At 26.0% G+C, this 12,190-nt stretch carries 17 protein-coding genes; 16 read left to right on the top strand and 1 reads right to left on the bottom strand.

Translation table 11 applies throughout. The features are described from left to right. Positions 1-83 precede the first annotated feature (83 nt). Positions 84-1,097, top strand: coding sequence for a hypothetical protein (locus GXK56_RS15145; protein ID WP_160688841.1), 1,014 nt, complete (start codon positions 84-86; stop codon positions 1,095-1,097). Between the two features lie 248 nt (positions 1,098-1,345). Continuing rightward, positions 1,346-2,062, top strand: coding sequence for a ferric reductase-like transmembrane domain-containing protein (locus tag GXK56_RS15140; protein ID WP_160688839.1), 717 nt, complete (start codon positions 1,346-1,348; stop codon positions 2,060-2,062). A 120-nt stretch (positions 2,063-2,182) separates the two neighbouring features. On the opposite strand, the gene GXK56_RS15135 is transcribed toward GXK56_RS15140, so the two are convergent. Further along, positions 2,183-2,551 (bottom strand): HsmA family protein, encoded by a 369-nt coding sequence (locus GXK56_RS15135; RefSeq protein WP_160688837.1) that lies wholly within the window; start codon positions 2,549-2,551, stop codon positions 2,183-2,185. 180 nt (positions 2,552-2,731) lie between these two features. Here GXK56_RS15135 and GXK56_RS15130 point away from each other — a divergent pair, with 180 nt between their 5' ends. The 14 genes from GXK56_RS15130 (at position 2,732) to spoIIIAB (ending at position 12,133) form a co-directional block, all read left to right on the top strand. Then, complete coding sequence (locus GXK56_RS15130; RefSeq protein ID WP_160688835.1) at positions 2,732-3,280, top strand: rubrerythrin family protein; 549 nt, start codon at positions 2,732-2,734, stop codon at positions 3,278-3,280. Positions 3,281-3,588: 308 nt separating this feature from the next. Further along, complete coding sequence (locus GXK56_RS15125; protein ID WP_243156139.1) at positions 3,589-4,911, top strand: GspE/PulE family protein; 1,323 nt, start codon at positions 3,589-3,591, stop codon at positions 4,909-4,911. Next, positions 4,904-6,007: a type II secretion system F family protein gene (locus GXK56_RS15120; RefSeq protein ID WP_160688833.1), complete on the top strand. Its 1,104-nt coding sequence runs from the start codon at positions 4,904-4,906 to the stop codon at positions 6,005-6,007. Before GXK56_RS15125 ends, GXK56_RS15120 begins: the two co-directional genes overlap by 8 nt. Then, positions 6,007-6,453, top strand: a complete 447-nt coding sequence (locus GXK56_RS15115) for a prepilin-type N-terminal cleavage/methylation domain-containing protein (protein ID WP_160688831.1) — start codon at positions 6,007-6,009, stop codon at positions 6,451-6,453. Before GXK56_RS15120 ends, GXK56_RS15115 begins: the two co-directional genes overlap by 1 nt. After that, positions 6,450-6,878, top strand: a complete 429-nt coding sequence (locus GXK56_RS15110) for a hypothetical protein (RefSeq protein ID WP_160688829.1) — start codon at positions 6,450-6,452, stop codon at positions 6,876-6,878. Before GXK56_RS15115 ends, GXK56_RS15110 begins: the two co-directional genes overlap by 4 nt. Further along, on the top strand, positions 6,868-7,332 hold the full coding sequence (locus tag GXK56_RS15105) for a hypothetical protein (RefSeq protein WP_160688827.1): 465 nt from the start codon (positions 6,868-6,870) through the stop codon (positions 7,330-7,332). Before GXK56_RS15110 ends, GXK56_RS15105 begins: the two co-directional genes overlap by 11 nt. A 77-nt stretch (positions 7,333-7,409) precedes the next feature. Next, positions 7,410-7,754 carry a hypothetical protein gene (locus tag GXK56_RS15100; protein WP_243156138.1) on the top strand — a complete coding sequence of 115 codons (345 nt, stop codon included), beginning with the start codon at positions 7,410-7,412 and terminating at the stop codon, positions 7,752-7,754. Between the two features lie 70 nt (positions 7,755-7,824). Further along, positions 7,825-8,490 carry a hypothetical protein gene (locus tag GXK56_RS15095; protein ID WP_160688823.1) on the top strand — a complete coding sequence of 222 codons (666 nt, stop codon included), beginning with the start codon at positions 7,825-7,827 and terminating at the stop codon, positions 8,488-8,490. Then, entirely contained in the window at positions 8,441-8,857 is a 417-nt protein-coding gene (locus tag GXK56_RS15090; RefSeq protein ID WP_160688821.1) for a hypothetical protein, read from the top strand. Before GXK56_RS15095 ends, GXK56_RS15090 begins: the two co-directional genes overlap by 50 nt. Continuing rightward, positions 8,850-9,221 (top strand): hypothetical protein, encoded by a 372-nt coding sequence (locus GXK56_RS15085; protein WP_160688819.1) that lies wholly within the window; start codon positions 8,850-8,852, stop codon positions 9,219-9,221. The genes GXK56_RS15090 and GXK56_RS15085 overlap by 8 nt, the downstream gene beginning before the upstream one ends. 211 nt (positions 9,222-9,432) lie before the next feature. Next, the gene (gene efp / locus GXK56_RS15080; RefSeq protein ID WP_160688817.1) at positions 9,433-9,990 is read left to right on the top strand and encodes an elongation factor P; all 558 of its coding nucleotides are present in this window, start codon (positions 9,433-9,435) and stop codon (positions 9,988-9,990) included. 96 nt (positions 9,991-10,086) lie between these two features. Continuing rightward, positions 10,087-10,455, top strand: a complete 369-nt coding sequence (locus GXK56_RS15075; RefSeq protein WP_160688815.1) for a CD1247 N-terminal domain-containing protein — start codon at positions 10,087-10,089, stop codon at positions 10,453-10,455. 251 nt (positions 10,456-10,706) lie between these two features. Continuing rightward, positions 10,707-11,627, top strand: coding sequence for a stage III sporulation protein AA (gene spoIIIAA, locus GXK56_RS15070; RefSeq protein ID WP_160688813.1), 921 nt, complete (start codon positions 10,707-10,709; stop codon positions 11,625-11,627). Next, complete coding sequence (gene spoIIIAB / locus GXK56_RS15065; RefSeq protein ID WP_160688811.1) at positions 11,615-12,133, top strand: stage III sporulation protein SpoIIIAB; 519 nt, start codon at positions 11,615-11,617, stop codon at positions 12,131-12,133. The genes spoIIIAA and spoIIIAB overlap by 13 nt, the downstream gene beginning before the upstream one ends. Positions 12,134-12,190: the final 57 nt, after the last annotated feature.

The following is a 12,190-nucleotide window of genomic DNA, read 5'->3' as shown; positions in this document are numbered from 1 at the left end:
CTACATAAATTTTGAACTAATAAACAAAATTTATGTAGATTTCTAATTCAAGTGGGAAAAATTGTTAAAGAAGAGGGAGTAAGATGAAATCATTAAAACGAAAGTGTTTGAGCAGTTTAGCTTTCATTGTTCTTCCTCTGCTTATGTTAGGTTGTTCTTCAGAAAAGCCGAAGATAGAGACTTCTAATGTAGCAGAGGAAATGAAGTTAAATGCAGGAGCTGTATTAAAAAGCGAAGAAGGAATTTATAAATTATATAATTATGAAAATGGAAAATATGAAAAAAGCAAAACTAATAATGTTGTTTTAGCTTATGATAAAAACAGTTCAAATTATATATCAATTGAAGATAGTAAGCCTTATGTAGTAAATGGAGGCAGAAAATTTGAAATCAAAGATAAAGGATATAGTGATATTAAGTTATCTAAAGATGGAAAATATATATCGTATTTTATTGAAGATAATGGACTTAAGCTTAAAATATTTGATGCAGATAAAAATAAGGAAATAGAAATGAAATCTGATGTTTCAATATCAGGAACTTTGTATGATTGGTATGATGTTAATACTTTAGTATATTATGGAGTCAGTAATGATGGAGTGAATGGATTATTCACATATGATATAAAAGAAAATAAAGAAGAGTTACTTTATAAAATTAAAGAAGGATATTTAGCATTTATAAAGGGAACAATAGATAATGTTGTATTCTTACAATTAACATTAGAAAATAAGAAAGAATTAATCATGATAGATAAGAAAACAAAGGATGTTAAGCTTTTAACAGATAATATAGAGGAACTTTCAGACATAATTATAAATAAAGAAAAAATTTATTTTACTGGAAAAATTTTTGGTAATACTGATTCATTATATGAATTGATTAATAATAAAGCTAAAAGACTCGTTTATGATTTTCCTGCACAAGTTAAAACAAAAAAAGGTTTAATAATAGATGATAATGGAAATATTTTATTTGTAGGCTCAAATAATGTGAGCTCTAATAATGAGCAGGTTTACACCTATGCACAAGATGGTAGTATAAGTGCCGTATCTAAGGAATCTGTAGATTTTGTATTTTTAAATTATAGAAGTTAAAATTTTCTTTAGTAGTAATTTTAACTATTAAAACAACATTTTAATAGAGATATAGATGAAATAAAAACTAATATTGTTTAATGAAAAGCAAATAATTGAAAATAGAGATACCATGTGATTCATAAGAGAATCCATGGTATTTTTTATCATGAAATAAAATGAAGTGAATTTAAGTATTGACTTGATTAAAATAATTAAATATAATGTTAATGAAATTCGTTCTCAATTATATTTTAAGGAGCATAATAATGATTTTAGTTTGTACTTTTATTTTAATAACAATTTTAGCATTGACTTTAACAAAGTCTATTAAAAAATTACCTTATGTTTATTATTCGATTTTCGGGACTATTGCTGTTATTACTTCAATTTATGAAATATTAAGGATTACTTCTAATGCGAAAATTGATGGGTTTCTTCTTACTATTGAAAAAATTTCTATGAGGGGACTAATATCAATATCCTTTTTCATTTTAGTAATGTATGCTGGTGCTTTGAATTCTAAATGGTCAATAACAAAGAAGCTACTTAGCATTAGAGCTGAATTAGCAATACTAGGTTCAATTACAATGCTGCCTCATGGGATTATATACTTTGCTAGATTTTTGATACTTAAGTTGCCAAAGATTATAAGTGAAGGAACTTTTCCTATTTTGTATTTTAGTTATATAGGGATTGGAATTATAGGGTTTATTGTAATGATACCGTTGTTTATAACGTCAATAAAAAAAATAAGGAAGAAAATGAAAGGCATCCAGTGGAAAAGACTGCAAAGATGGGGATATTTATTTTATTTATTAGCTTATGTACATATTTTACTTGTATTATTTAATGAAAAAGAACTAGATTGGTTAAGAATAGCTACATATACCATGATTTTTAGTGGATACATGAGTTTTAGGTTCATAAAATATAGAGAAAGTAAACAAAAACAAGCATTAGTATTATGCAAAAGTAGTATTTAATATACATACATATATTATAAAGTAAAAACACCGTAAATTTTCGATTTGCGGTGTTTTTACTTTACAGTTCTAATAACAATTGATAAATAAAAAGGTTAGAGATGATCTTTTGAATTTATATTATCTTGTCATACCTAAAACTGCACCTGAAATATACGCAATTACCCAAATAATCCACACAGGAATACAAAATTTTAGAAAGTTAGTTTCAGCATTTTCATTTATATCTCTAATTGCTTTAGTTCCCCATAAAGCTTGAAAAAGCATTAGAAGTATTCCAAACAATCCAGTTATTCCATGAAAATTAAATTCAAAACCATTTCCAGCAAGTTTACTCATAATGGTTGTACCTAAAATATCTGATGTTAGACCTAAGTAAAGCGTAATTAAATGCCATTTCTTTAATTTCTTTTGAATTTTACAACACCATATTCCAATTGTATAAAATAAAAGAGCGAATGTTATAAATATAATTGCATAAATTAACATATTAATATCTCCTAATAATTTAATTTTTTAGTATTACTTGTATGTAAAAAATATGATTTTAATATAATTTTATCATATAAACAGGAATTCAAATAATAAATATCAGAAATTGTTTAATTTATCAAAAAGAATTAGTAATTAGTTTATGGAAATAATCATAAGATTAATATGAAGTGATTTATGGGAGTGGTAAATATTAAGGATTTAAATGGTACAGAAACTGAAAAAAATCTTTTTAGAACTTTTGCAGTTGAATGTAGAACTAATAATATTTATATAATGTTTGCCGAAAAGGCTAGAAATGAAGGTTACTTATGGATAGCAGAAATATTTGAAAGAATTGCAGGAAATGAATTGGCACATTCTAGAGCTGCTTATAATAAATTTCTAGGACTGATTAAAAATACAGCAGATAATTTAAAGTATGGAGTAGAGAGAGAAGATAATGTTGCTGAACTTTATAAAACATATGAAGAAATAGCTTTAGAAGAAGGATTAGATGAGATAGCTCGTTTTTATAAGGAATTAAGAGAGGTAGAAGAGTCTCACGCAGAAATTTACTCTGATTTATCCAAGAGATTTGAAAATGGTATATTTTCATCAAATAAGTATATTAGGTGGGTATGTATGAATTGCGGATATATACATGAGGGCGAAATGGCTCCAAATAGTTGTCCGTGCTGTGGCTATCCCAAAGCTTATTTCATGCCAAAATGTAATCCAGAATAATCTAATGAAAGAATTATATTATATTTCATTTATGGACCACGAGTTCAGTTCATTAATTGCACTGAATTTGTGGTATTTTTGTTATTTTATGAATTAAATTCAGCATAATAATATTTATTAATTCTGTTACGATATGCCCTTAAAAATCCCTATAAAATAATTTTAATTTTTAATTTCTACAGGTAAATATTAATATGAATATTATTTTCAGATTCAGTCAAGAATCTAAAATGAATTAACTAAGGATATAAAAATTTCTATTAGTAAGGCAGGGGGAGTCAAAAATAAAAGAATATGAAATAAGAGATGTGGATTTTAAAACTGCAAAGAATTTAAAGAAAGAAATCTGCGAAAAGTATAAAGTTATTCCTATTAAGGAGGATTTAACTGAAGTTATTGTAGTGACTTATGATATAACAAAGGAAGCAGAAGATTACTTAAGTTTTTTATATAACAAAAAGATTGAATTTAGAGAAATAGATAAAAACAATTATGAGAATTTAAAGAATATAATTTTTGGAGAAGAGGATAAAAGTTTAGAAGAAATCTTAATATTTAATGCTATAAAAGATAAAGCAAGTGATATTCATTTAGAACCACAAAAGAATTATGTTAATGTTCGTTATAGAATAAATGGTACCTTAATTTTAGTTCATAAAATAGATACAAGTGAATATGTAACACTTGTATCTAAAATAAAATTAAAGGCTAATATGGATATTACAGAAAAGAGAAAACCTCAAGATGGAAAAATTATAGTTGAATATAAAAATGCTAAGTATGATTTAAGAATATCATCTATTCCTTTAGTATATGGTGAAAAATTGGTTATAAGAATATTATATTGTGATAATTTTGATTATAAGCTTGAAGATTTAGGTTTTTCTGATGACCAAGTTAAACTGATTAGAAAAATAGTTGCATTAAATAACGGTATGACTTTAATTAGTGGTCCAACTGGTTCCGGAAAAACCACAACTCTCTGTACAATGTTAAAAGAGCTTGATTCAAAATCATTTAATATAACAACTCTTGAAGATCCTGTGGAAGTTTTACTTCCTAATATTAACCAAATGAGTTTAAATGCGAAATTAAATATAAATTTTGCAACAGGACTAAGAAGTATTTTACGGCAAGATCCAGATGTAATTATGATAGGTGAAATAAGAGATGAAGAAACTGCTGCAATGGCGGTTCGTGCTTCTATAACAGGTCATAAGGTATATAGTACAATACACTGTAAGTCTGCCAGAGAGGTATATGCAAGATTAGAAAATATGGGGATTAAAGAATATTTATTAAGTGATGCATTAGTTGGTATAATCTCACAAAGATTAATCAAAACCTTATGTGATAAATGTAAGCTGGTTGATATGGAAAATTCAACTCCAGAGATAACGATTTATAAAAAGTGCGGATGTAAGCAATGCAATTATTCCGGATATGGAGGGAGACAGATTGTAAGTGCAGTATATTTCCTACATGGAGAAAGTAGCAAAACAATAAAAGAAAATAATGAATGTTTATCAAACAATCCAATGAAAGAAGATTTGAAAAAACTACTTCGAGAAGGAAAAATCTCTAATAACGATTATATGGAATTCATTGAAGGAGAAAGATTGAATGCATAATTACGTGAAAAATCAAACTAAAAATAAAAAAATCAATTTTTCTATTATGAAGGAAAGAAATTTATTTAAACCAAGAGTGAACGAAGAACAACTAGTTTTAATTGCTGGCAATCTAGCTCAACTATATAAAAATGGAATACCTATTGCAGCAGCTTTGGAATTAGTCTCTGATATTTCATACAATAAAGTCTATAAAGAAAGTTTGCATAAGGTTTTGAATTGTATTAAGCAGGGAAATAGCTTATCTGAAGGTTTTTCTCAATTTAATACCTTGTATCCAAGATTTTTTACAGGGATTATTGCTATTGGTGAACATACGGGGAAGCTATATTCAGTATTAAAGGGGCTAAATGCATATTATAGCAAATCCATATTCATAAAAAAGGAAATAAAAAATGCCAGTATTTATCCTTTATTTATCCTTTTATCTATGTTTATACTTAGTATATTTTTCATAAACAATATAATACCTAGTTTTTGTGAGATATATAAAGCTATGAATATAGGGTTGCCTGCAAACTGTAAAGCTATATATGAATTCAATAATAATTTAAAAGAAAATCCTCTTATGTCAATCACTACTATGGTGTGTTGGTCATTAATATTATTAATTGTTCTAAAATATTTTTTTAAAAAAGTAGGTATTGATAAATTTGCTAAAGTCAGCATTGTTAAGCTTTTTTTTGAGTATATTATGGTGTTGTTTTTCTCCATAATAACTAGTTCAGGAATAAATATTTCAAAGGGGTTAAAGCATTGTGAAGATAGCATTACCTTTATATATCTGCAAAATAAAATAAAAAATATTAATGAAAATATATTAGGTGGAAGAACTCTTACTGATGCATTGGAGATAAGTGGTGTTTTTTCAAAATATACATTAGCTATTATTAAAGTTAATGAGGAAGGCGGGACAATAGAAGAAGGGTTTAAAGGATTATCTGTTCATTTAGAATATCAGTTATCTGAACAAATAAAAAAATATCTTAGATTAATTAGTCCGATTTTTGTATTTATAATGGCGGCTTTCATAGTTATATTTTTAGTAGGATTTGTATTACCATTATTTGATAATTTAAAGAGTGGAATTAGGTAATGAAAAAAGAAGGATTTACTTTAATAGAGATAATTGTAAGCATATTTATTTTAACTATTTTATTTAGTGTGGGAACATCGTTAAATAAATTTGCATTTAAATTATCTAATAATATGAAAACTACCGCTTATGTTTATGAAATACAAAATATACTCTCTTATGGAAAGGCTGTTTGTAGAGAAAAAAACAAATATGGGAAAATAACCATTGATCCTATGAAGAATCAGATTAGATTTGTAGAAGGAACTGATAAAATAGAAAAGGTTTTGAAAATACCTATGGACATTTCAATGGATGGTAAGTATAGGAATATATTAATAAGGCCCAATGGTAAAATTTCTAATGGAACATCTATTGTGCTTATAGATAATTATAGAGAAAGACAGACTGTAACTGTTCGAGTAGGTGTTGATTGTATTAATATAAAAGAGGATGAAATTATATGAAAAAGCATGGGAGTATACTTATTGAAGTTGCTGCTTCAATAATGATTTTAACACTTACAACAACTTTTATTGTTAGCACAAGTATAAAAAATATACAGGTTTTAAAGGAAAGAATTTTATTAGAAGAAGTAAATAGAGATGTAAGTAATCTTATTAATGAGTTTAAATACAATTTAACAAAAGAGGAAATAGAAGAACTATTAAAGGATGAAAAGGTAGGATATAAATATTATGAGAACTTCTCAGAGAAATTATTAAATTCACCTGTTAATGAGCTTGAAAATGGAAATGATATTGAGGTTATTAAAATTGGTGAAGATAATATTGGTATAAGATTTAAAGTTCAAACCAATATAAAAAACGAAAAGAGTGAGGCTGTAATAGAGCGAGAATTTATTAAAAGCTGGTGGATGGATGAAACATAAAAATAGTAGTGATTCTAAGAAGAAATATGGATTTACTATTATTGAATCTTTAGTATATATTTTTTTAACTACTATAATTTTAGTAGAGGGAATAAGTTTATATATTTCAATGTATAAATCATATTTGGAAACTAAAGCAGTTACTGTTAGATATAATAACTATCAAAATTTTTTTATTAATCTAGATAGTATTATATCAGAGGGAAATACTGAAAAAATAATAGTAAATGATAATAATATAATTCTTTCAAAAGAGGATAAATCACAAAAATTAGACAAGATTATTAAAGGTAATGAAGGGAAAGTAGCCATTAAATATTTGAAAAATGGTGTTACGGAAACAATAAACATTATGTTGATAGGTATAGAAAAATTGGAAGTAAAAACAAAGGGGAAATTGGCTTATTTAATAATATATGATAAGGAAGGAAAGAAATTTATTAAATGCATTTAAAGAAGAGGGGAACAGTCTTAATAAGTTCCATGGTTGTATTGGCGCTTATGTGCATTCTTGGAGGTTTCATTTTTAATATGATGAGAAATAATATTGAAATGGGTTCCTTATATAACTTTGATAAAGATAGATATGATTTAGATACAAAAGAAGAAGCAATTTTAAATAAATTTATGAGGGAAATAAACATAAAAATTAAAAAGGATAAAAGGGACAGTCTTGACGAAAAAGGTATATTTTCAGAAGATTTTAATAAAGTGATAGGAGATAGCGCTTTAGAGTATCATAAAGAAGCGGATAAATTAATTTTAAAAACTCAAAAAGATAATGAAACCATTAGAAATAGAAAAATTACGTATTCGTATAAAAAAGATAAAATAATTTTAATTCCAACTTATATGTTTGAAGATACAAATGACTAAGTATATATTGAAATTGTAAATTGCAAAAAGTGTTTGCACTAAGTTGGATATTGAAGAAGGAGAAAATATAGTGAGTAAAGCTGTGATTTTTATGAAGAAGGATTCATTTATATATAAGGACAAAGAATATGATTTCAATGTAATTTCGGAAATTAAGCATCAATTTAAATCTGATCTTAAAATAATAATTTTAGAAGAAGAGCTATATGGAAGGCAGTTCGTTAATAATGCCAAAGGAAATCAAATATATAAATTTGTTGAGTATAAGATAAATACTGATTTTATGCAAAATGGGGATATATTATATGATTTTCAAAAGCGCAATAATATTATTGTTATTTATTATATAAAAGGTGCTAAAAGAGTAGAAAAATTATCAGAAAAGACATGTAACTTAGAAGTAAAACCAATTCAATTTATAGTTAAAGCAGTTATGGGAAAAGTCTTAAATAATGAAAAATTTAATTGTAGTCTTTTAGTAAAGTTTTTAGAGTGTTATTATTATATGACTTTTGAAAATGGTTTATTCTACAGTGGATTTGTTAGTAAAGATAAAGAATTAATGTATAGTAAAATAATTGAAAATAATGAGTTGGAAGAAGTATATATAGATTGCAGTATAGAAGAAGATTTATTTGATTCAAGAGAAATTAAATTAATAAAAATTAATTTAGGAGAATTAATCAATGAAAAAATATATGAAAAACAAAAATTTTATACCAGAAAAATTTTATGAGAAAAAGCAGGTTAAGAAAAATAGAAGAGAAACCGAGATACTATTAGTAATATTAATAGTAAATTTATTTTTGCTACCAATCACTGTAAAAAGCAATGAGCAAGCGAAGAAAGCTACTTCTATAAATAAAATTAATGTAGAAGAAAAGCAATTGGGTATGGATGAATTTGAAAATATTAATATTTGGATTGAAAATATTATAAATGATGATGTTGAGGAGGCATATATAGATAAAAATAAAGGAGAAATTATAATTAATAGCATAGATAATATTGATAAATTAAGTAGTAAGAAGTCTTTAACAATAAATGATGTGAATTTAATAGATGATGGACAATATAAATTAGGAGTAAGTTTGAATGAATAAAATATATAAGAATATTTTAATATTAATTATGGTTGTAATTGCTAGTGTTCAAGGATGGTTCATAAGTAATATCAACAAACAAAAGAATATTGTCGTATGTAATAATATTAATAGTGAAATAATAAATAATAAAAGCTTAAAAGATATTAATGAGGAATTAAGCTGCTTAAATGATAAAAATATATTATCTGCAAATGAAGTTAATGGTAAATGGTATGTTAAAGTTAAGATAAAAGGGGATAAAGATAAGTTAGTTCAGGAAATATCAAAATTAAAAAACTATGAAATAAACGATTATTTCATTAATAGAGTTAAAGGAGAAAATTTTATTGTGTTAGATATTTGCTCTAAAGAAAATATTTAATTATGGAAATTATAAATTTTTATTAAAAAGTGAGCAGAAATAATTGCAATTATTTCTTTCTTTTGATAAAATATGAGTGTTATGTCAACGGTTAAGTATTTAGGCTTAATGCATAGAGAAAAGTTTTATTTTAATTAGGCATACAAAAAGAAAATTAGTTATTATGCTAATTTATTTTATGTGTTGTTTAACAAATTTGGAGGGATATTTAATGATAACAGCAGGAGATATAAGAAAAGGAACAACTTTTGAATTAGATGGTCAAGTGTTTACAGTAGTAGAATTTTTACACGTTAAACCAGGGAAAGGTGCAGCATTTGTTAGAACTAAACTTAGAAATGTAATTTCTGGTGGAGTTACAGATACAACTTTCAATCCAACTACAAAATTACAAGAAGCTGTAATTGAAAGAAAAGAAATGCAATACCTTTATAGTGATGGTGAATTATACTACTTCATGGATCAAGAAACATATGAACAAATTCCATTAAACTATGAAAAAGTTGAAGATGCAATCAAATTCTTAAAAGAAAACATGTTTGCAACAATTAAATTCTTTAAGGGTGAAGCATTCTCAGTAGAAGCGCCAAACTTTGTAGAATTATTAATCACTGAATCAGAACCAGGAGTTAAAGGAAATACTGCTACTAATGCAATGAAACCAGCTACTCTTGAAACAGGAGCAGTAGTAAATGTTCCTATGTTCGTTAACGAAGGTGATGTTATAAGAGTAGATACTAGAACTGGCGATTACATGGAAAGAGTTTAGTATTTATACATAAGTTGCTAGGCATAAGCTTAGCAACTTTATTTATATATAAATTTATAAATAATTATAGAATAAGTTAAAAGGGAGTGAGAAGCTATGGAAGAACTTAAAATTCAAATTGAAGAGTTAAAAAATAGTTTGTCTAAAATAGAAAGTAATCAATACAAAGAATGCTTTGATAGTATCACTTCAATTTTGGAAAACATGAATGAAAAAATTGAAGAGTTAACTGTAAATCAAGAAACTCTTGAAGAAAATTTAAAATTCATGGATGATGATTTAACAAATATTCAAGATGAATTATTTGAAGAATTATCTATAGATGAATTAAATGATATTGAAGATGAATATACAGAAATTACTTGTGTTCATTGTAACAAACCTATTTTTATAGAGCAATCAGCTTTAAGCAACAATGATGAAATTCCATGTCCATTTTGTAATAAAAATATTAAGAATAGTTAAATATAAGGTTAACATAAATAGTAATAATTTAATGTAAAAATAGCAGTTCAGTCTCAAAGTATGATTTGAGGAGGAGCTGCTATTTTTTATGCATATATATAAGAAAGTTTCAGTATCAATTAAAGAAAATAAATATTTTAAATTTTATTATTGTGAAATGGAATCTATTTATGAAAATTTACATTTGAGTAATAAATTAGAATAACATTACATATTAATTAAATAAAAGACATGAGAGGAGGCAGTGAGGTTTGAAGGGACAAGAAGAAATAATAAGCATTTTTACAGATAAAATAGGAAATATACTTGAGGAAAGGCTTCATAAAGAACAGATATATGAAATTAGAATTAAAAGCCAACAACCAATTTTAATTTACTCAAAATATGGAGAAAGTATTATAAATTATGTGCCTTCAAAAGATGAATTAAAAAGCATGATTCAAAAAATTTCAAATTATTCACTATATGCTTATGAAGAAGATATACGGCAAGGGTTTATAACTATAAAAGGTGGACATAGAATTGGTATAGCTGGTGAATGTGTTATGGAAAATGGAGAAGTTAAGACTATTAGAAATATTTCATCATTGAATATAAGGATTTGTAGAGAAATTATAGGGTGTTCAGATAAAATTATTAAGTTTATTACTTCTGAAAACAGGATTTATAATACAATAATAATTTCACCTCCCAAATGTGGTAAAACAACAATTTTAAGAGATATAGCTAGAAATATATCAAATGGAATTCCAACATTAGGAGCTAAGGGAAGAAAAGTTGTTGTAATAGATGAAAGAAGCGAAATTGGAGCATGCCATTTTGGTATTCCTCAAAGTGACTTAGGAATTAGAACAGATGTTTTGGATAATTGTTTAAAAAGAGAAGGTCTTATTATGGCAATTAGAAGTCTTTCACCAGAAGTTCTTATTTGCGATGAGATTGGAACAAAAGGAGATATCGATGCACTTATGATGGCATTTAACTCAGGCGTGAATATAGTAACCACCATTCATGGCTTTTCAGTGGAAGATTTATATAGGAGAAAGGTTTTTGGAGATTTGCTTAATAATGAAATATTAGAACGGGCAATAATTTTAAGCAATAAACATGGGGTTGGAACAATTGAAAAGGTATTTAGCTTAAAAGGAGATGAAAAAATATGCTTAAATTAATTTTTATAATGTGCATATTTATTATAAGCACCTATATAGGGTTTTCATATGGTGAAACTTTTCGAAGAAGACAAGCTGAATTAAAAGAAATATTAAAAGGGTTAACTATTTTACAAAATGATGTTCTATATGGAGCAACTCCTCTGCCAGAAGCCTTAGAAAAGCTTTCGTGTAAACTATGTGAACCTATGAGTTTGATGGTAAAGGCTGTTGCATTGCACTTGATAAAAGGTGATGTGGAAAGTGTTTATCATGGAGCTATAAAAGAATATAAGGTATTAGAAAATAAATTCTATTTATATGAAGAAGATAAAAAAGTAATGGGAGATTTTTTTAAGTCTCTTGGAGATTCTGGAATTTATGGACAGGAAAAAATATTTTCATTAGCAATTGAAGGATTAAAAATAAACCTAAAAGATGCTGATGAATTTGCAAAGAAAAATGTTAAGCTTTATAGATATCTTGGAATATGCTTTGGGGCAATGATAAGTATATTTATAATTTAAAAACTTGGAATGAAGTAATTAGCTAGTGTAAAGAGCAATTGAAAAATTAAAGATTGG

This window comes from Clostridium sp. C2-6-12 (assembly GCF_009928485.1).
Classification (GTDB): domain Bacteria; phylum Bacillota; class Clostridia; order Clostridiales; family Clostridiaceae; genus Clostridium.
The sequence above is the reverse complement of the archived record's forward strand: the minus strand, read 5'-3'. Positions and strand labels throughout refer to the sequence as shown.

Excerpts from the sequence above, each read along its gene's own strand:
- GXK56_RS15145 (WP_160688841.1), top strand. The coding sequence starts at position 84 with ATGAAATCATTAAAACGAAAGTGTTTGAGCAGTTTAGCTTTCATTGTT.
- GXK56_RS15140 (WP_160688839.1), top strand. The coding sequence starts at position 1,346 with ATGATTTTAGTTTGTACTTTTATTTTAATAACAATTTTAGCATTGACT.
- GXK56_RS15135 (WP_160688837.1), bottom strand. The coding sequence starts at position 2,551 with ATGTTAATTTATGCAATTATATTTATAACATTCGCTCTTTTATTTTAT.
- GXK56_RS15130 (WP_160688835.1), top strand. The coding sequence starts at position 2,732 with ATGGGAGTGGTAAATATTAAGGATTTAAATGGTACAGAAACTGAAAAA.
- GXK56_RS15120 (WP_160688833.1), top strand. The coding sequence starts at position 4,904 with ATGCATAATTACGTGAAAAATCAAACTAAAAATAAAAAAATCAATTTT.
- GXK56_RS15115 (WP_160688831.1), top strand. The coding sequence starts at position 6,007 with ATGAAAAAAGAAGGATTTACTTTAATAGAGATAATTGTAAGCATATTT.
- GXK56_RS15110 (WP_160688829.1), top strand. The coding sequence starts at position 6,450 with ATGAAAAAGCATGGGAGTATACTTATTGAAGTTGCTGCTTCAATAATG.
- GXK56_RS15105 (WP_160688827.1), top strand. The coding sequence starts at position 6,868 with ATGAAACATAAAAATAGTAGTGATTCTAAGAAGAAATATGGATTTACT.
- GXK56_RS15100 (WP_243156138.1), top strand. The coding sequence starts at position 7,410 with ATGATGAGAAATAATATTGAAATGGGTTCCTTATATAACTTTGATAAA.
- GXK56_RS15090 (WP_160688821.1), top strand. The coding sequence starts at position 8,441 with ATGAAAAAATATATGAAAAACAAAAATTTTATACCAGAAAAATTTTAT.
- GXK56_RS15085 (WP_160688819.1), top strand. The coding sequence starts at position 8,850 with ATGAATAAAATATATAAGAATATTTTAATATTAATTATGGTTGTAATT.
- efp (WP_160688817.1), top strand. The coding sequence starts at position 9,433 with ATGATAACAGCAGGAGATATAAGAAAAGGAACAACTTTTGAATTAGAT.
- GXK56_RS15075 (WP_160688815.1), top strand. The coding sequence starts at position 10,087 with ATGGAAGAACTTAAAATTCAAATTGAAGAGTTAAAAAATAGTTTGTCT.
- spoIIIAB (WP_160688811.1), top strand. The coding sequence starts at position 11,615 with ATGCTTAAATTAATTTTTATAATGTGCATATTTATTATAAGCACCTAT.